This window comes from Hyunsoonleella sp. 2307UL5-6 (genome assembly GCF_047345485.1).
GTDB lineage: Bacteria > Bacteroidota > Bacteroidia > Flavobacteriales > Flavobacteriaceae > Jejuia.
Genome location: NZ_JBLFEN010000001.1, coordinates 413,186 through 433,549, shown reverse-complemented (window position 1 = coordinate 433,549; position 20,364 = coordinate 413,186). Strand labels below are relative to the sequence as shown.

18 protein-coding genes are annotated in these 20,364 nt (G+C 31.7%); 6 read left to right on the top strand and 12 right to left on the bottom strand.

Annotated features, from left to right (window positions below; genetic code table 11):
* Window positions 1-48: 48 nt before the first annotated feature.
* From ACKGJY_RS01895 to ACKGJY_RS01850, 10 genes are all read right to left on the bottom strand, one after another.
* Window positions 49-882 carry a sugar nucleotide-binding protein gene (locus ACKGJY_RS01895; protein ID WP_413972149.1) on the bottom strand — a complete coding sequence of 278 codons (834 nt, stop codon included), beginning with the start codon at window positions 880-882 and terminating at the stop codon, window positions 49-51.
* 26 nt (window positions 883-908) lie between these two features.
* Window positions 909-1,820 (bottom strand): glutaminase, encoded by a 912-nt coding sequence (locus tag ACKGJY_RS01890; RefSeq protein WP_413972148.1) that lies wholly within the window; start codon window positions 1,818-1,820, stop codon window positions 909-911.
* On the bottom strand, window positions 1,821-2,903 hold the full coding sequence (gene gcvT / locus ACKGJY_RS01885; protein ID WP_413972147.1) for a glycine cleavage system aminomethyltransferase GcvT: 1,083 nt from the start codon (window positions 2,901-2,903) through the stop codon (window positions 1,821-1,823). It abuts the gene before it with no gap.
* Window positions 2,904-3,175: 272 nt separating this feature from the next.
* On the bottom strand, window positions 3,176-3,532 hold the full coding sequence (locus tag ACKGJY_RS01880) for a DUF2237 family protein (protein ID WP_413972146.1): 357 nt from the start codon (window positions 3,530-3,532) through the stop codon (window positions 3,176-3,178).
* A 985-nt stretch (window positions 3,533-4,517) separates the two neighbouring features.
* Window positions 4,518-7,628, bottom strand: coding sequence for a metallophosphoesterase (locus ACKGJY_RS01875; RefSeq protein WP_413972145.1), 3,111 nt, complete (start codon window positions 7,626-7,628; stop codon window positions 4,518-4,520).
* 251 nt (window positions 7,629-7,879) lie between these two features.
* On the bottom strand, window positions 7,880-8,170 hold the full coding sequence (locus ACKGJY_RS01870; RefSeq protein WP_413972144.1) for a type II toxin-antitoxin system RelE/ParE family toxin: 291 nt from the start codon (window positions 8,168-8,170) through the stop codon (window positions 7,880-7,882).
* Complete coding sequence (locus ACKGJY_RS01865; protein WP_413972143.1) at window positions 8,157-8,414, bottom strand: type II toxin-antitoxin system ParD family antitoxin; 258 nt, start codon at window positions 8,412-8,414, stop codon at window positions 8,157-8,159. The genes ACKGJY_RS01870 and ACKGJY_RS01865 overlap by 14 nt, the downstream gene beginning before the upstream one ends.
* A 654-nt stretch (window positions 8,415-9,068) precedes the next feature.
* Window positions 9,069-9,509 (bottom strand): DM13 domain-containing protein, encoded by a 441-nt coding sequence (locus ACKGJY_RS01860; protein WP_413972142.1) that lies wholly within the window; start codon window positions 9,507-9,509, stop codon window positions 9,069-9,071.
* Between the two features lie 499 nt (window positions 9,510-10,008).
* On the bottom strand, window positions 10,009-11,184 hold the full coding sequence (locus tag ACKGJY_RS01855; protein WP_413972141.1) for a BamA/TamA family outer membrane protein: 1,176 nt from the start codon (window positions 11,182-11,184) through the stop codon (window positions 10,009-10,011).
* Between the two features lie 179 nt (window positions 11,185-11,363).
* Window positions 11,364-12,092, bottom strand: a complete 729-nt coding sequence (locus tag ACKGJY_RS01850) for a DsbA family protein (RefSeq protein ID WP_413972140.1) — start codon at window positions 12,090-12,092, stop codon at window positions 11,364-11,366.
* 211 nt (window positions 12,093-12,303) lie between these two features.
* Between ACKGJY_RS01850 and ACKGJY_RS01845 the strand changes: the two genes are divergently transcribed.
* From ACKGJY_RS01845 to ACKGJY_RS01820, 6 genes are all read left to right on the top strand, one after another.
* Complete coding sequence (locus ACKGJY_RS01845; protein ID WP_413972139.1) at window positions 12,304-12,882, top strand: TetR/AcrR family transcriptional regulator; 579 nt, start codon at window positions 12,304-12,306, stop codon at window positions 12,880-12,882.
* A gap of 2 nt (window positions 12,883-12,884) precedes the next feature.
* Entirely contained in the window at window positions 12,885-13,544 is a 660-nt protein-coding gene (locus tag ACKGJY_RS01840) for an NAD(P)H-binding protein (RefSeq protein ID WP_413972138.1), read from the top strand.
* A 6-nt stretch (window positions 13,545-13,550) separates the two neighbouring features.
* Window positions 13,551-14,183 carry a nitroreductase family protein gene (locus tag ACKGJY_RS01835; protein WP_413972137.1) on the top strand — a complete coding sequence of 211 codons (633 nt, stop codon included), beginning with the start codon at window positions 13,551-13,553 and terminating at the stop codon, window positions 14,181-14,183.
* A 35-nt stretch (window positions 14,184-14,218) separates the two neighbouring features.
* Window positions 14,219-15,379, top strand: a complete 1,161-nt coding sequence (locus tag ACKGJY_RS01830; protein WP_413972136.1) for an iron-containing alcohol dehydrogenase — start codon at window positions 14,219-14,221, stop codon at window positions 15,377-15,379.
* Between the two features lie 123 nt (window positions 15,380-15,502).
* Entirely contained in the window at window positions 15,503-16,180 is a 678-nt protein-coding gene (locus tag ACKGJY_RS01825; protein ID WP_413972135.1) for a type 1 glutamine amidotransferase domain-containing protein, read from the top strand.
* A 150-nt stretch (window positions 16,181-16,330) separates the two neighbouring features.
* Window positions 16,331-18,595: an acyl-CoA dehydrogenase gene (locus ACKGJY_RS01820; RefSeq protein WP_413972134.1), complete on the top strand. Its 2,265-nt coding sequence runs from the start codon at window positions 16,331-16,333 to the stop codon at window positions 18,593-18,595.
* Window positions 18,596-18,837: 242 nt separating this feature from the next.
* On the opposite strand, the gene ACKGJY_RS01815 is transcribed toward ACKGJY_RS01820, so the two are convergent.
* Together ACKGJY_RS01815 and ACKGJY_RS01810 are read right to left on the bottom strand one after the other, a co-directional pair.
* Window positions 18,838-19,770, bottom strand: a complete 933-nt coding sequence (locus tag ACKGJY_RS01815) for a PorP/SprF family type IX secretion system membrane protein (protein WP_413972133.1) — start codon at window positions 19,768-19,770, stop codon at window positions 18,838-18,840.
* A gap of 4 nt (window positions 19,771-19,774) precedes the next feature.
* Window positions 19,775-20,364, bottom strand: a 590-nt coding sequence (locus tag ACKGJY_RS01810) for a gliding motility-associated C-terminal domain-containing protein (protein ID WP_413972132.1), incomplete at its 5' end; no start/stop codon positions are given.

Genomic DNA, 20,364 nt, shown 5'->3' with positions numbered 1-20,364 from the left:
TATAAGTTACATATACCTAATATAAGTTTTTAATACAAAACATTCAACTTAAAGGCTTAATTCTTCTAATATGTTTTGACTATACAATTGAAGGTGCTTTGGTAGTTTATTCACTTTAGGTAATACTGCTAAATATCTATCATCGTTGGTAGTATATACCCTTTTATAATGTTCTTTTTTATTTATATTTAATGTGGATATTATTTCTTTAATAAAATCATCATGATGCACCAAATCGTTACTGCCTAAGTGAAACACTCCATATTTATTTCTGTTAATGATGTAATGAATTTGTTGCGTAAGTTTAGAATCTGTTGTAACATTCATTATTAAATTAGGAAAAATCTCTATAGGTGTTTCATCTTTTATATGTTGCAGTATTTCGTTTATTCTAGGTGATTGATTTCCAAAAACCATAGGCAGTCTTAAAATTGCTATTTGCCGTTTTGGTAAGCGCAATAACATGTTTTCAATTTTTATCTTAAAATGGCCGTAAATACTATTACTCAAGGTTTTATCTTCTTCGTAACTCGGGTATTTGCTATACGCATCAAACACATTGGCAGAGGATAGAAATAGTAATTTTACATTTTGACTCACCACATATTCTGCTAAATGCTGATGTAACAACACTTGTTTTGAAAAATCGCCGCGTAATGCAGAAATTATTATAGTTGGTTTTACTATATCAAGAATCTCAAAAATATCATCTTCTTCAAAATTATATTGAAAAAAATGATGGTTTTTCTCAAACTGACTGTTGTTTGTATTGTAAGTCGCAAAAGTTCTAAAATAGGAGCAGAGTTCCTTATAAATTGCACCACCTAAAAAACCGCTACCACCAAGCACTAATATTTTATGTTTTTCGCTAATACCCTTCATCTCTAATCAAACGTCAATACCAAAAATTAAAATATAGATAACTGTGTTTTTGAAGTAAATTGTTCTAAAGCTAGCATGCCTAATTTAGAATTACCGCGTTTATTAAGCCCTGGTGACCATACCGAAATTACAAATTGCTCGGGAAGGAGTGCTGCAATACCACCACCAACGCCGCTTTTTCCTGGTAAACCCACTTCAAAGGCAAACTCTCCAGCTTCATCATAAAATCCGCAGGTTAACATTATGGCATTAATACGTTTTACACGTTGCTCGGTAAGTCTTGTTTTGTTTAAAACACATTTACCGCGGTTTGCAAACATATAGAATGCTTTTGTTATTTGGGTGCAAGACATGTGTAACGAACATTGGTGAAAATAAAAATCTAAAACCTCATTAACATCATTTTTTAAATTCCCAAAGGATTCAAGTAAATGTGCAGCAGCATAATTTTTATGCCCTGTATCTTTTTCAGATTGTGCTACTTTATAGTCGTAATCTATAGTATCATCACCTGTGATGTCTCTAACATAGTCTAAAAAATCTTGTTTGGGGTTTTTTAATTTTGAAACTAAAATATCAGCAATTACAATAGCACCAGAATTAATAAACGGATTTCTTGGTATACCATGTTCAATTTCTAATAATGCCAATTGATTAAAAGGATGGCCAGAAGGCTCAACATCTAAACGTTTTAAAATCTCATTATTTTTAAAAGAGGAAGCTAAAGCTAAGGATAGTGCTTTTGATATACTTTGAATTGAGAATTTAGTGTGATATGCGCCTACGCCATAGGTTTCACCAGTATTGAATCTTAAATGCAATCCGAAATTTTCTGGATTTACATGTGCTAATTCTGGAATGTACGAAGCAGGAATGCCTCTGTCTTTAAAAGACATGACTTTCTCGTAAATTTCATTTAAAATATCTTGATAATCCATCTATTGTTTATAAAATGGTAATTTAACCACTGTTGCAGGAATTGTTTTTTTTCTAATTTGAATATTGATTTTACTACCAGCAGCTGCAAAAACAGGAGGGACGTAGCCCAAGCCAATACCTTTGCCTAATGAAGGCGCCATAGTACCTGATGTTACGTTTCCAATGACATTTCCGTTGCCATCTACAATATCGTAACCATGTCTTGGAATACCGCGATCGTCCAATTCAAAACCAATTAATTTTCGGTCTGCACCACGTTCTTTTTCAGCTTTTAGCGCTTCGGAATTTGTAAAGGTTTTAGTGAATTTCGTAACCCAACCTAAACCAGCCTCAATAGGCGAGGTAGTATCATCAATATCGTTACCATATAAGCAATAGCCCATTTCTAAACGTAAAGTATCACGTGCTGCAAGTCCTATAGGTTTTATACCAAAATCGGCTCCAGCTTCTAAAACTTTAGTCCAAATTTGTTCCACCTCAGTGTTTTTACAATAAATTTCGAAACCACCGCTTCCCGTGTATCCTGTAGCCGAAATAATCACATGGTCTATTCCTGCAAAATCGCCAACAATAAAATTGTAAAATGTAATGGCCGATAAATCGTGACTTGTTAAAGACTGCATTGCTTCCACAGCTTTTGGACCTTGTATAGCGAGTAGGGAATAGGCCTCACTTAAATCGCGCATGGTAGCGTTCATAGTGTTTTTAGACATTATCCAGTTCCAATCTTTTTCAATATTACTGGCATTTACCACTAACAGATAAGTCTCTTCCTTAATGCGATAAATAATTAAATCGTCTACAATACCACCAGTATCGTTAGGCAAGCAGCTATATTGTGCTTTTCCAACAGTTAATTTTGAAGCATCATTACTAGATACACTCTGAATGAGTGCTAAGGCTTGCGGCCCTTCAATCAAAAATTCGCCCATGTGGGATACATCAAACACGCCAACCTCATTTCTAACAGTTTCATGTTCAATGGTTACGCCTTCGTATTGTACAGGCATATTGTATCCAGCAAAAGGCACCATTTTAGCACCAAGGGCTTCGTGTATGTTTGATAAAGCAGTCTGTTTCATTCTCAGTAGTTTTAAAGCTAAATAAAAATTTTATCTGCACAGTTTATAGCAATTTTTATAAGCTATAATTTGAATTTAAGCTTAGCAAAAGTACCGAATTATGCATAAAATAAAGATGATGTTTCATAAAATATATTACAACTTGAATACGCTTGAATATACTACAACATAAGGATTTTAAACTCTAAGTTTAGAATCCAATAAAACGGATAGCACCTTAATTTTATGATGGTGTACGGATTGTTACTTTAAAAATGACAGGTAGCTTTTGATTAGATAGCATACGCCTCAAAACGTTCTAAAGGTGCAAAATCTAAGGCTTTAATATGTGTTGCTTTTAAGTCAATTTTAGGAGCAACACCAGCTTTTTCGGCTTCTAGCCAGCGCGATACGCATAAACACCATTTATCACCAGCTTTTAACCCAGGAAATTGCCATTGTGGTTTTGGTGTGCTTAAATCGTTGCCTTTAGATTTTGTGTACTTTAAAAAATCGTCAGTAATTAAGGCGCAAACTACATGCGTGCCAGTATCTTCGGGCATGGTACGACATAAACTGTCTCTAAAATAACCCGTCATAGGGTTTGTACAACATGGTATTAAGGGGTCACCGTATATATTTTTAGGCATCGTTTTTATAAGATTTAAAAGGTATTTTAGTATTGACCTTAAAATTACTGAATTTTATAAGGTTTCTATTTCTATTATTTAAATTTCTTAGTTTCTTGATGTATTATTTAGTATTTGTAGAAATACAAGATTTATTATTTAAATAGTGAAGTAGGTATATCGGTATTAAATATTCTATTTTACATAATATAAATTATAGTACATTTTACAACAATTAGCGTAATAGCCCATTTTTGGGCTATTTGACATAATTACAGATATAACGCCTTTAGGCTTATATCGATAGTAATTATGTACAAGCTAATTGTGACATAGTTGTTCGTTATGTAAAATAGCCGCTACCAAGCGCTCGATTGTTTTATAAAATCAAATTGCATTGGCAATTTATTTTACACACAAATGCGCAGCATTCATGAGCTCCTCTAAAAAAATATAAACCTTGCGAATAACTCTCCATCGCTTGCTAACGCCAAAATAAAAGCTAACCTTTTTGCTATTATCAAAAATCGCGTATTTGACAAAATGTACTTAATAAAAAATTTTAGACGATTCTCGTAAGTTTGCCACAAGAGCATAAATTTTAAGAAAAATAAAATTCTATGCACTTGTTATATGTAGAGCTTCAATTAATCCTTTTTTTTCGTATTTCATTATTAGGTATTTTAAAAATTGCTACTCAATCAATTCTTTAAAATAGTGTCTTGAAACACTATTTAGCGAAAGTTAAATACCTAAAACAAAAATTCAAGGCTGCATATAATTTTGGAAACAATTAACGGCTCGTTACGCTATATTTTAGACTATTTAACGTTAATAAAATGTCTAGTAGACATTTTTAGTTAATTACACATAAATGCTATTTAGCTCTAGATATGATGTATCCAAATGCAATCATCCACTGGATTATTGCATTTGTATAGTCTAAAATATGGACGCTCCACTCTACTATTGTTTTAGCCAAAACTTTATGAGGTCGAATTAAAAGCTATTCATTTTGATATTTTTGATTCTTTTTAGAGAGATTTCTCTGTACATCTCCGATATCAACTTTATTATTAAATTTTAGATACTGACTTTGAATTCTATTATTTAGAAATTTTTTATCTTCTTTGGATAATGTGTTTTTAAAACCTAAATAATAATTTAGTTTTAAAATAAAAGAGTACTTTATAATGGGTATTCTAATAAGTGGCATGACATCATCTACAATTCTTTTATGTGAATTATAATTTATATCTAAAAGAAGAAAGGTATAAATAAAGATTTTGAACTGATTTTTTTTAAAATTTTCTTTTGCTGTTTTTAATCTATCTAAAATAATAGCTTCCAAATTTACATGCCCAATCATATCATATAACCTTACTTGAACTAATGTTGGGATAACACTAGATATTAGTTTAAGAAGTCCTTGAGCTTCTCCTTTTACATCTTCCTTTATTATTTTAGATAAATCCATTTCTCCAAATTCATCTAACAATTTATAACTCCATAAACAGGCATTGTCAATTATATAATCAAATATTTCATATACCAAATTTGAATCATCTATATCATCAATATTTCTAAATACTTTACCTAAAATTTTTAAACTATCTTCTAAAGTTTCAGCAGTATCATTAAATGACTTAATAATTTTCTGTTTTACTTCACTATGAGATTCATCTATTTTCATCTCATTAATCATTTGTTCTTCTATTTCATCCTGCTGTATTTCCGTTAAACCTTCTTGAAATTTTTTAGAATACTTTTCCAGAACTTTACCTAAATGATCAGCCTCCTTAACTTTACTTATTAACAAACTATCTAAGTTGCTTTCATTTAAATCATATAATAAATTTAGCTGTGAAAAATTCTCTTTAGTTTTACCATATATTCTATTTAAAAAATTAATGTTATCTCTTTTGAATCCTGCATATAATTCAAATTCATTAGCAAATGATAGATAATAACTTTTATCCTCTAGAGCACTACTTAAGAAGTCCTCATCCAAAGTCATATAATAGGCTATAAAATATTCAAATACACCATTTAGTCTAAATGAATAAATGTCGGGTTCTTTTTTACGCAATAGACCTTTTGAATCTAAGTATTCAAATATTTCCTTTGGATTAGTGCTTTTTCTTGGGTTTTTGTCGAGTTGTTTCTGGATAAATTCGATAATTTCAGAATACTTGGCGTAGTGTGAATTTAAATGGTGTTTTTTAAGTAAAAAATAAGCAAGGTTTGCCAATAACTTTTTATAATTATTATAAGTAAATGTTGAAGCCGATACAGTTAATTGTTCTTTTTCTAAAAGTTTTTCAATATACAGGTTGATTAAATCTACATCATTATGCAAGTTATTATTTGAATCTTTATTAAATACCCATAAAAATATTGATACTGTCCAATAGTTAAAAGGAATAGAAAGCTTTTTGAAAATAGTATTAATTTTTTCTACAATTTGTTCTTCTTTTTCTTGAGATAGATTATAATTTTTTTTAGTTAAAGCTTTAATATGTATTTTCCTTAATCTGTGAAAATATAGCTTAGTAAGCACTCTCCCATCAAATCTTGAACTATCAAATGAACTTAAGGAGCCACTAACTGAACATAGTACTAATTTAAAGTTATCATAATTAGTAACATATTCTTCTATCTTATCTTTTATATGATCAATAACCTTACTGTTTATATGAAAATTATCAATTAGCAATACAATTTTCTTGTCATGAAGAAGGTGTCTTGCAACATTCGTATTTATATAGTAATATTTAGCAAACTCTCTTTCGAAATTAAAAATTTGATTTGAACTACTCCATGATTTAATATCAATAAAAAACGGGATATAATCATGCAAAGAAAAATCTTTTAATAACTCTAATTCGATTTTCTTTAGTAAAATAGTTTTTCCACATTTATCCTTTCCAAAAATTATAAAGTCTTTTTTAAATTCAAAAAAACTTGACCAAGCAAAATCAGGATGGGATTGTTCTTCATTATTTAAAATTTCTGATAAAGATTTGTTTTTAAGAACAGGATTAGTGCTTAACTCTAATAAATTTTTCCCTTCACTACTATTACCACTTTCAACTAATAAGCTTTTTGAATTTTCAAGTTCTTCTAAATATCTTTTTCTTATATTTTTCCTTAGTTTATTTTGCTCTTTTTTTATTTCTGTAGTTGGAATTTTATCCGTTTTAATAGGCAAAGCATAAAATATCTCATTCTTTTGATCATACATTCTGAAACTCACATGAAATTTTAGATCATCATAATCAATGTCAATTAATGAATAACCAATTTGTGAATTTTCATCAAAACATAGACTTGCTGATGAACCAAATTTTACAACACCATCATTTGGCGTTATATCCATTGTCACATTATTTTTATGTAAATGACCACTAAACATAAAATCGAACCTTTTATGAAGTAAATCTTCTAAATCATATAAGTTGTAAGGCTTAATGTCATTTAATGGATGATGATGGATTGCAATTTTTATTTCACAGTTAAATATTCTATCTAGAGCTTCATCAATTTTAGATAGTGGAAATAGTAGATTATTATCATCATTCTGACCTATTGACCTCCATGCTGTATTAAAACAAACAAACCCAATTTTTCCATTTTCAGAATTTCTAATATGGGTTGAGTACATTTCTTCACTGTAATCGTCATTGTCTTTATTAAAATATTTATTAATAAATTCTCTATAATTTCTTAAAGGTTTATGACTAGTTTCTAAGTCAGGATTGTTTTTTCTAAAAAAATTGTTTAGTTTATAATTATCATTTATTTCTTCATCAAGATATTTAATAACTGAGTTAGAAACAACATCTCTTTCCACATCGTGATTCCCTGGGCAGATGAATAAATTTGACTTATCAACATTTAAAACACTTAATGTTTTTACAAGAAACTCATTACAAGCAATATCAAAATCTTTTTTATTGGAACCATCATTTACTAAATCGCCAGAAAATATTACATAATCAATGTTTAATGCTTTTTCTTTTATGTCAACTAAAAACTTTTCAATTAATTTTTGTTGCTTAGTCCTTCCTCCTATTCTGTTTGTGTAATGTAAATCGGTTATATGTAAAATTTTCATTCATTAGATTTTAAGAAACTAAAATAAGGAAGTTTTGACTTAATATTCATTCAATTACATCAATACTTATGAACATTTTCTGACATTTATTGCTATTCCACACATATTACGCTTCCCTCCTACGTCGTCGCATAAAAAGTGTTTCATTAACATTGTAGAAGAAACTGTAGTAGCAACTTTCGCTTTTAACCGAAGCTCAAGTTACATAAAAATGTAAGTTTTATTGTAATCATGAAAAGAAAAATATATGGTTATAAATTCTTTTCATAATCCATACTTTGGTTCAATACACGAACAATTAGAATATCTATATCCGTGACTAAATAAAAAATAGTATGAGATTTATACGAAAATCTTTTTAGAGATAGCATAAATTCAGATGCATCACGACCAAGTGTAGCATTATCAACTAGTACTTGAAAAAGTGTATGCATTCCTGATAAATATGCCTTGGCTTGTTTTAATCCAAAAGTTTCAATGCCATATTCATACATTTTGGCAAGATCAATTTCGGCTTTTCTTGATAATTTATAAACGCCCATCTGCTCGCATGCGTTCTTCGACTTCCTTCATAATATCTGGAACGGATTTATCACTAACACCACTTTCCATACCTTCAGTTATAGCTGCTTTAAGTGCTGAGAACTTTGCTTTTTTAGCTTGGTCACGTCTTACTAAATCACGAAGATATTCACTATCATTTGTGAATTCTCCTGCCTTAATTTGAGATTTTATCCACTGATCTTGTTTTGCTGTAAATGTAATCGTTTTTCGAATTGTCGACATAACTGAATGTTTAAATAATCATACTATTGGTGCAATATAATGTATTTAATTGTATATTACAAAATTATAGAAGTCAATTTCATACATTTAACGACTATTCCCATTCCATACACATTGCCACTTCGCTCCGATCGTCGCTTCGGGCAAAGCGTATTCCATTACAGTTGCCAAAGAAACTTTTAGAAAGAAAAAAATAAAGAAGATTAGTAATGGTAAAGCTTTTTACCAAAGCAAAGTTAGATAACGCAGAACATTATAATTCATTTTGAAATTATAATCAGACATTATATAAATTGTCTTTGTAACATTAAAAACATGAGTTTTATTGTAATTGTGCAGAGAAAAATTTATAGCTATAAATTGTTTTCATAATCCATACTTTGATTCAATATGCGAACAATAAAAATATCAATAGCTGTAGCTAAATAAAAAAACAGTATGAGATTTATAAGAAAACCGTTTTAATGAAAATACAAATTCTGAGGCATCGCGTCCAAGGTTACTATTATCGGATTAAACTTGAAAGATATCGTATATTCCTAATACATATGCTTGCGCCTGTTTTAATCCAAATGTTTCAATGCCATATTCGTACATTTTGGAAATTACAGTACACTTCAATATTTAACTATCATTTTAAGAAAGAAAAACACTTTAAAAAGATGCAGAACTGAAACTTATATCAAACTCAAAACACCAAATACTGATACCATTGAATTCGTTAAAGCTGGAGCCTTCGGGTAAGAATAGATTTAAAGTTTCTCCTTGAAACCTTGTTCCGTTAATTGGCTCGCTCATATTGACACCGCCCCTAAAATCACCATCTATACCTGCATATACACTAACATTTGGACCTGATCCATCGTAAAAGAAATTTGTAATTTCAATTTCACAATCCGATACAATTGTGACTGAACCACTAATCCCATAGGTATTACTCACACTAAGCTCACGAGATTGACCTACTAAAAGACTTGTTGATTCACAATTTCTTGGCTGGGGTACTGAATTTGCCTGTTGTTGATTTTCAGATTCATCACTACAACTAACCAATGCAAAGATTAAAACAAAACAATATTTAAGAACATTTTTCATGACATTTATTTTATGAGTAATACAAAAAAACAGTAGTCGCTATACAATGCTATTCATTACACAGGTAATTGGATTATTGATTAAAAATCTACGCTTTGAGTTTAAAATAAATAATTTATCAAATGGGTAAAAACATAAATAGTAAACCCGTTGTGCATTTTGAGTTGAAATAAACAGTGTAATGTCAGTTCGAGTAATTTTTTTGATAAAAATCGTATGGAGCACCAATTCATATTAAAAATTCTTATTCTATATACACATTTCACTCGTGAAATTTACTCGAATTGACATGATTTTTTCAAAATGCACAACGGTTATATTAAAGTTTCTTACTAACGCTCTACCTCGCTCCTACTTTAAAAGGTTTACCTAGACCTTTATCGTTAGAATGTAACCAAAGCTCAGGTTATCCTTAATAACCTTCGAAGACAAGTTGTAATACAGAATAGTTAAATAAAAATTATACTTAAATCATAAAATTAATAAAATCACACCACAGCTAAAACGCTTCAGCAATGCCAAAATAAAAACCACTGTTACCAGATTCTCCAAAACCAATATCGAAACGGAGATTTAGGTTTTCAGTTTTATCTATTGAGAATCGCGCACCAGCTCCAAAATTTGGTTTCAGATTTTTAATTTGGAAATCACTCACATTACGATATACATCGCCTGTACCAGCAAACCCAACCAAACCCCATCTGGAGTTCTTAAAATTCTTTCGGTATTCAATTTGAGTTGCAAGCAAATCGCGATCTACAAAGCGTCCTTCTTGATAGCCACGCATAATTTCGCTACCACCAAAAAATGAAAATTCTGAAAATGGTAAATCACCACGTGAAAATTGACCAAGAAATTGAAAGGCTAAAACATCTTTGTTTTGTTTAGAAATATCAAAAAATCCTCTTAAATCAAAACGTGTTAAATTAAATATATCTGTACCGCCCAAAACCTTATCGTACTTACCGTGTGTAAATTCAAAATACCAGCCGTCCTGCGCGTTTAAAATATTACTTCTACTATCATAAAGCATGGCAACCTCTGCTCCTACTGATATAGAACCATTAAATCCATTGGGTTGGTTTTGAGCGATAAGACCGTTAGCTTCGAATTCGGTATTATAAATTTTATTGTATCTAAATCCTGCTCCAACAAACAGGTATTTTAAGAACATTCGCTTTAGAAATATAGGTTCTACAAGAAACTGATAGTAATCGTACTGCTCTTCTGCCCTACTTGGTGTTTGGCTACCTATACCATAATACAATCGTGGGTAATTTTGAAATAACAAATTACCTTCAATAACCCATTTTTCCTGATTTGTAAAAACTTCAAATCCTGAGAAAAGAAAAAACTGGCTATTAAGTGTGTACTGCAAAGTCATGGGCATGTTAGAGACTCTTGTTTCGTCACCACTACCATTAAATTTAAAAAGATATTTTGCACCAGTGCCAAAGGCAAAATTAGTTTCTGGGGAATAGGTAAACACAGGTGCTGCAATAAACTTTTGTTTGTAAATTGTAGAATCGCGTTCTGCCGCTTTTTTATTTGGGTAAAAGGTGAAAAACTTCTTGACTTTATCAATAGTTTGTGCCTCTGTTATTATGGATGACAAGCTAATGACTAAAACCATACACCACTTTATGGCTATGTTAGCATGAATATATTTTGACATTTAAAACTGTAGATTTAGGTAAATAAAGCTTTGAAAATTATGGAGCGAAATTAGTCAATTTCAAATACATTGTTATTTTTTGTGTTCTTTTTATGATTAAAAAATGAACTTAAAAACAAGCGAGAGTAATTGTTGTTGTGATGTAAAACAATATGAGATGTGTAAAACTGCTTGAGATATTAGTCGTTTTTACGTTTCAATTTTAAAATCGATGTTTTGAGTGCATCAAATTCCGTATAACCTCTAGCTATTACATATAATTTATCTTTTTGCCTAAATACTACTGAGGGAAACCCTTGAATCCCCAAATCTCTGCTTTTAATGAAATCTGCTTTGGTAGCAGCTTTTATGGATTTAGAATTAAAGTTATCACTAAATACCTTAAAATCAATATCTAGCGTTTCGCAAATAGGTTTGTAAAACTCTAATTGTTTAGGGTCTTTAGATGTTGCATAAAAATAGTATTGTATAAGTTCATAAAATGTTAAAGTTTTTTCTGGCGCTAATGTTCTAGCGGTTACTACGGCTCTACAGGCAGGCTCAGTATCATAGTTAAAAGCGTCTTTTTCAAATAAGGAAAAACTAAAAGGCTGACCACTTCTTTTACTGACTTGTTGCCAATGATGTTTAAGATACTGCTTAAAAGATTCATCCCATTCTTGACCACCACCAGGTCTTAATCCGCCCATAATTAAATTAAATTTTATATGCTCTTTAGTTGCGTAACGTTGTAAAGCATTTATTTGTGGAGATATTCCCCAACACCAACTGCACATGGGATCACCTATATAAAATAGTTCCTCATCGTTATTCCATACTATTGCTGTATCATTAATTTCAAAATCAGGAATTTTACAAAGGCCAGTTATTGGATCGCACTGCACTTCTATTTGTTTATTCTGGCTCATAGTATTTAAATTATAACAAAGGGTTAGTAATATGATAAGTTCGTATCGCATTATTATAAATTAATTTTTTTTAAAATTATAATATTTTTTGAACCCAACTCTCCGTTTTTGGTTTTAAGTGTAACGTTTTTAGGCTTTAAATACTAAAGTTTTCTAAAAAAAGAATGAACATTCATTTTTATTTATACTTTTGTACCATAAAGATTATAATATGGCTAAACTTCAAAAAAGTATAGATAAGCGTAACGCACTTGTAAAAGCAACCATAACATTAGTAAACAATAATGGATTTCATGCTACGCCTATGAGTAAAATTGCTAAAATGGCAAATGTTTCGCCTGCCACAATTTATTTGTATTTTGAAAATAAACAAGACTTGGTAAACCAAACCTATTTGGAAGTAAAATCTAAATACACAGATTTTGTTTTTGAAACCTATACCACAAATACATCTGTTATAAAGGGTTTTGAATTAATTTGGAAACGTATTGCTGTTTTTAATAGTAATGAAAGCGAATATGCCTTTTTTTTAAACCAGTGTAATAACACACCAATAATTGATGAACCTAGCAGGAAAGAGGGTATTAAACACCTACAGCCCCTACTCGACCTTTGGGAGCGTGGTAAACAGGAAGGTGTGATTAAGCCAATCTCTGATTATATTTTATATGCCTATTCCATTAATCCTTTATCATTTTTAATGATGGCACAAAAGCAAAACGAATTTGAATTGACAGGTGTACATATTGACGCGGCATTTGTAACTGCTTGGGACAGTATTAAAATATAATTATGAAAAAAACAGCACTTATTTTAGGCGCAACAGGATTAACAGGCTCTCTTGTTTTAAAGCAATTGTTAAAAGACGAGCGTTACGCTACAATTAAACTTTTTTCCAGAACAAAAATTGATGGACTTCCTAACAGAGTTAAGCAGTTTATAGGTGATCTTTTAGAATTGGAGCACTTTAAGAAAGATTTTACTGCAGATGAAGTTTATTGCTGTATTGGTACAACTGCAAAAAAAACACCAGACAAAACACAATATAAAAAAATAGATTTTGGTATTCCCGTAACTGCTGCAAAACTTGCTAAAGCAAACGGTATATCAACATTTTTGGTAGTATCGGCATTAGGTGCGAATGCAAATAGCAGTATATTTTACACTAAAATTAAAGGTGAAATGGAAGCTGCTGTACTTTCTGAAAAAATAGAAAAGACACATATATTACAGCCTTCTATAATTGGCGGTGATAGACAGGAAAATCGTATTGGAGAAAACATTGGGCTGGCTGTAATTAAATGTATTCAACCTTTATTCTTTGGAAAATTGAAAAAATATAGTATTACAGAAGCTGATGCTATTGCACAAACTATGATTGTATTAGCGAATTCAAATTCAACAAAAACAATTATAACATCAAATGAAATAACAAACATTAAAAATAATTAGAAAAATATGGAATTACTAGATAAATTAAACTGGCGCTATGCAGCAAAAGCAATGAATGGTGAAGAGGTAGCAGAAGAAAAAATTGATCGTATTATAGAAGCTGCTCGTTTAGCACCCACATCAAGTGGTTTACAACCTTTTGAGATATTTGTGATTAAAAATAAAGAAGTTAAAGAAAAAATTAGACCAATAGCTTGGAATCAGTCAGTGATTACAGATTGCTCTCACTTACTCGTTTTTGCAGCTTGGGATACGTATACCGCAGATAGGATTAACTATATGTTTGACTTAACAAACGAGATTAGAAGTTTTAAAAATGAAGGTTGGGAAAATTACCGCCAACAGTTATTGAGTACATACCCGCAAAAAGATGCAGAAGTCAACTTTAATCATGCTGCAAAACAAGCTTATATTGCGTTTGCGCAAGCTATTACAGCTGCAGCTTTTGAGGGTATAGATGCTACACCTTTAGAAGGTTTTGATCCAAATAAGTTAGACGACATATTAGGTTTAAGAGCCAAAGGTTTACGCAGTGCAGTAATGCTGCCAATTGGGTATAGAGATGCTGGTAATGATTGGTTAGTAGACCTTGTTAAGGTTAGAAAAAGCACTACAGATTTGGTTACAGTTATTGCATAAATTTTATAAAAATTAAATTAAAAACGAAGAAGAAGATGAACAATTTTGAATTTAAAAATCCGACTAAAATTATTTTTGGAAAGGATACCATAGCACAACTAAAAAACGAAATTCCTGCTGATGCTAAAGTATTATTACTTTATGGAGGCGGCAGTATTAAAAAAAACGGTATTTACAATCAAGTAAAAACAGCTTTAACCAATGTTGATGTAACAGAGTTTGGAGGTATACCTGCCAATCCTGACTACGATACATTAATGAAAGCTTTAAAAATAATTAAAACTGAAAATGTTAGCTATTTGTTAGCTGTTGGTGGTGGTTCTGTAATAGATGGTACCAAATTTTTAGCTGCAGCAGCATTGTATGAAGGTCATGAACCTTGGACTATTTTAAAGGATAATATTAGAACAGAAAAAGGAATGCCTTTTGGCACAGTACTAACATTACCAGCAACAGGCTCTGAAATGAACTCTGGAGCTGTAATAACAAGAGCAGAGCGAAAAGAAAAGTTTGCTATGGGCGGGCCTGGTTTGTTTCCGCAGTTTTCTATTCTAGACCCTACAGTGATAAAATCTATTCCGCAACGGCAATTGGCAAATGGTTTAGCCGATGCTTTTACACATGTTCTAGAACAATACATGACGTATCCTATTGACGCTAAATTACAAGATCGTTTTGCTGAAAGTATCTTACAAACTTTAATTGAAATTGCACCAACCATATTAAAAGAGAAATTTGATTATAAAGCAGCTTCGAATTTTATGTGGAGTTGCACCATGGCATTAAACGGATTAATTCAAAAAGGAGTGCCAACAGATTGGGCTATTCATGCCATGGGACACGAATTAACGGCGCTGTATGGTATAGATCATGCTAGAACATTGGCCATTATCACCGAAAGTCATTACAACTATAATTTTGAGGACAAAAAAGAAAAACTAGCGCAATATGGCGAGCGTGTTTGGGGTATTACAGAAGGCAATATAGATGATAAAGCTTATGCAGCTATTAAAAAAACAACTGTTTTTTTTAAATCTTTAGATATAGATACAAAATTATCTGATTATACTGACGATTATGAAGGGACAGCAGAAGAAATTGCTAAACGTTTTACAAACCGTGGTTGGTTAGGTTTAGGAGAACACCAATCGTTAGCACCAGAAAAGGTTGAGAAAATTGTTAAAATGGCCTATTAAAAGTAATTATAAAAACAATACTACTATCATTACTGTAGCTACAAGCTTTATAAATACAAAATAGGAAACATCTTTTTGAAAAGGTTTCAGAAGTAAAAAAATGAATTTAAAAAAGAATAAAAAATGAAGATATTATTTGTATTAACATCTCACGACAAATTGGGAGATACAGGAAAAAAAACAGGGTTTTGGGTAGAAGAGTTTGCTAACCCATATTACACATTAATAGATAAAGGTGCAGATATTACAATTGCAACCCCAAAAGGAGGAGCTGCACCAATTGACCCGAGTAGTGATACACCAGACGCAGCAACTGAAGCTACAAAACGTTTTGATAAAGACGAAGAAGCTAAAAGTAGAATTGCAAACACACAGGTACTATCAGCTATGAATCCAGATGATTTTGATGCTGTATTTTATCCTGGAGGCCACGGACCATTATGGGATTTAGCAACCGATGCTATTTCTATAACTTTGATTGAAACATTTAATGCTCAAGATAAGCCAATAGGATTTGTATGTCACGCACCAGCAGCATTAAAAAATGTAAAAAATACAGATGGTACTCCTTTAGTAAAAGGTAAAAAAGTAACAGGATTTACAAATAGTGAAGAAGCAGCTGTTGGGCTAACAGATGTAGTGCCATTTTTAGTTGAAGATATGCTGAAAAATAATGAAGGCCTCTATTCTAAAAAAGAAGATTGGGCTGCTTACGCTATAAAAGATGGAAATTTAATTACAGGACAAAACCCTGCATCATCAGAGTTAGTAGCTGAGAAATTGTTAGAAAGTTTGAAATAATTTAATGAGCTACTTATAAAAAAGGTTATCCGTTCAGATAACCTTTTTTATGCTTAAAATTAGCACACAACTTTTAAGGATGTATTATTTAGTATTTTGATACAAATAGTGTAATTTCAATTATTATAAATTTTATCGTAAATTCATGTCATGGAAAAAGAAAAATATACTTCGGGTGTTTTACAATATATCCCGTTTTTTTATGTGATGTGGTCTGATGATTTATTATCATATTCTGAAATTTCGGTAGTTAAAAAGGCTATAAAACAGGACGATACACTTACAAAGCAAGATTACAATTATCTTATAAAATTCTTAGATAGAAATACACCTCCAGCTTATGAGGAACTTAAGCATTGGAAAAATGTTATTTCTAATTCAAAAATAAAGTTAATAGAAAGTGATACCTATCCCCTAGCAACATTTAGTCAAAAAATGATTTGTCATCATTTTGAAGACTGTCCGTTTAACCCATACTTAAAGGATATTGAAATTAATTTAGGGATTCAACCCAACCATTACAACCATTTATTTGACATTGAGATTGTTAAGGAAACTACCTCTGATTTTTATAATGCTACGGAATTAGACACTCTTTTAAAAGGTGAGCATGCTGTGGTGGTTGATACGTTTAGAGAGGTGTTGCGTCACCCTATTTTTAAATGGGATATTAAAAGAGATAAAGAAGAGTTTAGGGCACATGTTTTAAAACAAGTTGAATTTTTAGGTGAAAAAGGTTATGGTGCAATGGCGTTTTCAGAAGCTTATGGTGGTATTGATGATATGCCTGCATATGCAGCTGTTTTTGAAAATATGATGTATGTGGATGGTAGTATGGCGATAAAATTTGGCGTGCAGTTTGGACTTTTTGGCGGTAGTATTCAAAAATTAGGCACTAAAATTCATCATGATGCCTATTTATCTGACACTGGTAAGGCTAAACTTTTAGGCTGTTTTGCGATGACAGAAACAGGACATGGCTCTAATGTGAGAGGTATAAAAACCACTGCAACTTATGATGCTGAAACCGACAGTATTATTATTCATACGCCAGGGAAAAATGACAATAAAGAGTATATTGGGAATGCCTTACATTCCACCAAGGCTTCGGTGTTTGCGCAACTTATTGTAGATGGCAAAAACCATGGTGTTCATGCCATATTAGTCACTATTCGTGATGCAAATCATAAGCTTACGCCTGGAGTTACTATTGAAGATAATGGTTATAAATTGGGACTTAACGGCGTAGATAATGGTAAAATTTGGTTTAACCAAGTGCGTGTACCAAGAGCCAATTTATTGAATAAATATGGTGATATTACACCTGAAGGCACCTATCATTCTGATATAGAAAACCCGAGTAAACGTTTTTTTACCATGTTAGGGACTTTAGTTGGCGGTAGAATATGTGTGGCACGTGCTGGACTTGGTGGCGCTAAAAAAGCTCTAGCCATTGCTGTAAAACATGCATTAAAACGACGACAATTTAATGATAGCATTAAGATACAGGAAGATTTGTTAATGGATTATCCATCTCACCAATTGCGCCTAACACCTGCAATTGCGAGTTGCTATGTGTATGACGTGACACTTACGCACATGATGAAGGTGTACAGTGATAAAACTATAACAGACAAACGAAAAATAGAAACACAGGCAGCAGGACTTAAATCTATCGTCACATGGTTTGCCAATGACACTATACAGGAATGTAGAGAGGCTTGCGGCGGTAAAGGCTATTTATTAGAAAATCAAATTGCAGATCTTAAAAGTGATGTGGATATTTTTACAACTTTTGAAGGTGATAATCACGTGTTATTACAATTAGCAGCCAAGGGTGTTTTATCCGATTTTAAATCGGAATTTAATAGCGCAGGATTTTCGGCTGTTCTTAAATTATTAAGCTCTAGACTTGGCGATACATTAAGCACGTTTAATCCTGTGTATACTAATAATGTAGATAAAGACCATTTATACAGTTCTAAATTTCATAAAGATGCTTTTGATTATCGTACAAGGCGCCTTACCTACACTATCGCCATGCGTATTCGTGATTATGTAAAAAAAGGCATACCATCTTATCAAGCCTTTTTAAAGGTGCAAACTCACTTATTGGCTTTAGGAAAAGCCTATAGTATAGAGTTAGCCTACACAACTTTTGTAGACTTTACAGCTAACATTAAAGACGAAAAAAATAAGGCATTATTTGAAAAATTAGGAACTCTATTTGCGCTAAACGAACTACGAAAAGATGCGTCTTGGTTTTTAGAGCAAGGGTATATCAGCGGTTCAAAATCTAAAGCGATTCGTAATCGTGTAGAACGATTATCTACTGAATTAAGACCGCATATTGGAGCTTTAATTGATGGCTTTGGAATACCAGACCATTGTATGGCTGCGCCTATTGCGAAATGATATTACACGTGAAATACAGTCATTAATTTTCAAATTTCAGGAGGTTTTATGTGTCATTGTCTGTATCATCTACATCCTCGTGGTGGTGTTGATTATGTCTCGTTAAATATCGGCTTACAAATACAAAAACTACGAATGCGACATTTAAAAAAACAAGTGCATAAAAGATATAATCTTTAGTTGTCATATTACCATAAATGAAGTTATTATATGCCAAAACAAAGATATTACTAAAATACTTATTAATTCGCTTGGTACCCGTTATTAAATCTAAAACTAAGTATTATACCATGTGTATTACCTAGTGGAGAATTATTTGTTTCCATATTATAATGATAAATAATTCTAAAAGTATCTGCTAAATAAACACCTGCTAATAGGTTTACAGATGATGTTGATCTATAACCAGCACCTAACTCAAACTTATTTCTATAACTAATAGAAACATTTAAATCTGCTAGAAGTGGCGCACCTTTTTCATGTCTCAATAATATACTTGGTTTTACCATAATATCTTCAAAGCGATTGCTAAAAAAGCGATACCCTAAATATCCATATATTGGAAATTCTATATTAACGTTATCTTCTGACGCTAATTTTAAGCCAATAAGATTTGGTGCAGATATACCCGCATAAAATCTAGCATGATTAAATAATATACCTGCGCCTATATTAGGAATAGAGGCGTTAACATTTTCGCTAAATCTAACATCATCAGTAATGCCAAGGTTTAATAGATTATCTTGAAACTGCTGAACTCCTGCTGTTATAGCAAAAGATAAAGACCCTGCTTGATAATCTTGCCAATACGGACGATCACTTTTAAAATCAAAAAATATTTTATAAGAATACGCTAAAAAAGCGTTTGTAGAATTTGTTACGCCTATTTGATCTCTAATAATGGCAGCTCCAAGCCCCATTTTGCCATCTTGTAATGGGGTATGAAAACTTAGATTAAGGTTTCTTGGTGCACCTTCAAAATTACTAAACCCCGTGTTGGATAATGTAACCTCTGTTGTTGATAAAAGTCCCGCATATGCCGGATTTATAATTAAAGGGTTATAATTATATTCTGGAAATAATGCAGATTGTTGACTATACACCACGTTGCAAGTTAAAAAGCAAATAAATAGTATGAGTAATGCACTAGTTTTGTGTAGGTATTTTAATGTCATAGGATTAGCGCTTTAATACAACGAAGCCTTTCGTTTTCTTTAAATTATGATTTCCGTTTATCTGAATATCAAAAAAGTAAGTTCCAGACGGTAAGGTGCCAGCTCCCATTTTTGTTTTTTTATTTGCTTCACCTCTAAAAACATTAGTAGAATTATTATAACCTTTAATTGTAAACACTATATCTCCCCAGCGGTTATAGATAGTTACAGTGTTATCTGGATAATTTTCTATTGTATCAATTTCCCAATATTCATTAACACCGTCTCCGTCTGGTGAAAAGCCGTACTTAGTATTATCAGGCGCTAAGGCTATCGCTAAGGTTTCTGTAGTAAAACTTTCTTCTGCACATCCTGTGGCATTACCTACGCCATTATATGGAATTATTGTAACGAATATTTCTGTGTTTTCAGGTAAGTCCGTTGGTAAATCAAATGTTGTTCCTGTGACATTTTCATTATCTAAAATATCACTGCCTCCTGATGTTGTGCCTACGGTTACAAAATAACCATCTGCATTGGTTAGGGCCGTCCAAGTTAAATCCGATGCAATGGAAACATCTGTACTTCCGTTCAGTGGTGATGTTAATGCTGTAC

What these genes read in the sequence shown, in the direction of transcription:
- ACKGJY_RS01895 (WP_413972149.1), bottom strand. Translation starts at nt 882, where the DNA reads ATGAAGGGTATTAGCGAAAAACATAAAATATTAGTGCTTGGTGGTAGC.
- ACKGJY_RS01890 (WP_413972148.1), bottom strand. Translation starts at nt 1,820, where the DNA reads ATGGATTATCAAGATATTTTAAATGAAATTTACGAGAAAGTCATGTCT.
- gcvT (WP_413972147.1), bottom strand. Translation starts at nt 2,903, where the DNA reads ATGAAACAGACTGCTTTATCAAACATACACGAAGCCCTTGGTGCTAAA.
- ACKGJY_RS01880 (WP_413972146.1), bottom strand. Translation starts at nt 3,532, where the DNA reads ATGCCTAAAAATATATACGGTGACCCCTTAATACCATGTTGTACAAAC.
- ACKGJY_RS01875 (WP_413972145.1), bottom strand. Translation starts at nt 7,628, where the DNA reads ATGAAAATTTTACATATAACCGATTTACATTACACAAACAGAATAGGA.
- ACKGJY_RS01870 (WP_413972144.1), bottom strand. Translation starts at nt 8,170, where the DNA reads ATGGGCGTTTATAAATTATCAAGAAAAGCCGAAATTGATCTTGCCAAA.
- ACKGJY_RS01865 (WP_413972143.1), bottom strand. Translation starts at nt 8,414, where the DNA reads ATGTCGACAATTCGAAAAACGATTACATTTACAGCAAAACAAGATCAG.
- ACKGJY_RS01860 (WP_413972142.1), bottom strand. Translation starts at nt 9,509, where the DNA reads ATGAAAAATGTTCTTAAATATTGTTTTGTTTTAATCTTTGCATTGGTT.
- ACKGJY_RS01855 (WP_413972141.1), bottom strand. Translation starts at nt 11,184, where the DNA reads ATGTCAAAATATATTCATGCTAACATAGCCATAAAGTGGTGTATGGTT.
- ACKGJY_RS01850 (WP_413972140.1), bottom strand. Translation starts at nt 12,092, where the DNA reads ATGAGCCAGAATAAACAAATAGAAGTGCAGTGCGATCCAATAACTGGC.
- ACKGJY_RS01845 (WP_413972139.1), top strand. Translation starts at nt 12,304, where the DNA reads ATGGCTAAACTTCAAAAAAGTATAGATAAGCGTAACGCACTTGTAAAA.
- ACKGJY_RS01840 (WP_413972138.1), top strand. Translation starts at nt 12,885, where the DNA reads ATGAAAAAAACAGCACTTATTTTAGGCGCAACAGGATTAACAGGCTCT.
- ACKGJY_RS01835 (WP_413972137.1), top strand. Translation starts at nt 13,551, where the DNA reads ATGGAATTACTAGATAAATTAAACTGGCGCTATGCAGCAAAAGCAATG.
- ACKGJY_RS01830 (WP_413972136.1), top strand. Translation starts at nt 14,219, where the DNA reads ATGAACAATTTTGAATTTAAAAATCCGACTAAAATTATTTTTGGAAAG.
- ACKGJY_RS01825 (WP_413972135.1), top strand. Translation starts at nt 15,503, where the DNA reads ATGAAGATATTATTTGTATTAACATCTCACGACAAATTGGGAGATACA.
- ACKGJY_RS01820 (WP_413972134.1), top strand. Translation starts at nt 16,331, where the DNA reads ATGGAAAAAGAAAAATATACTTCGGGTGTTTTACAATATATCCCGTTT.
- ACKGJY_RS01815 (WP_413972133.1), bottom strand. Translation starts at nt 19,770, where the DNA reads ATGACATTAAAATACCTACACAAAACTAGTGCATTACTCATACTATTT.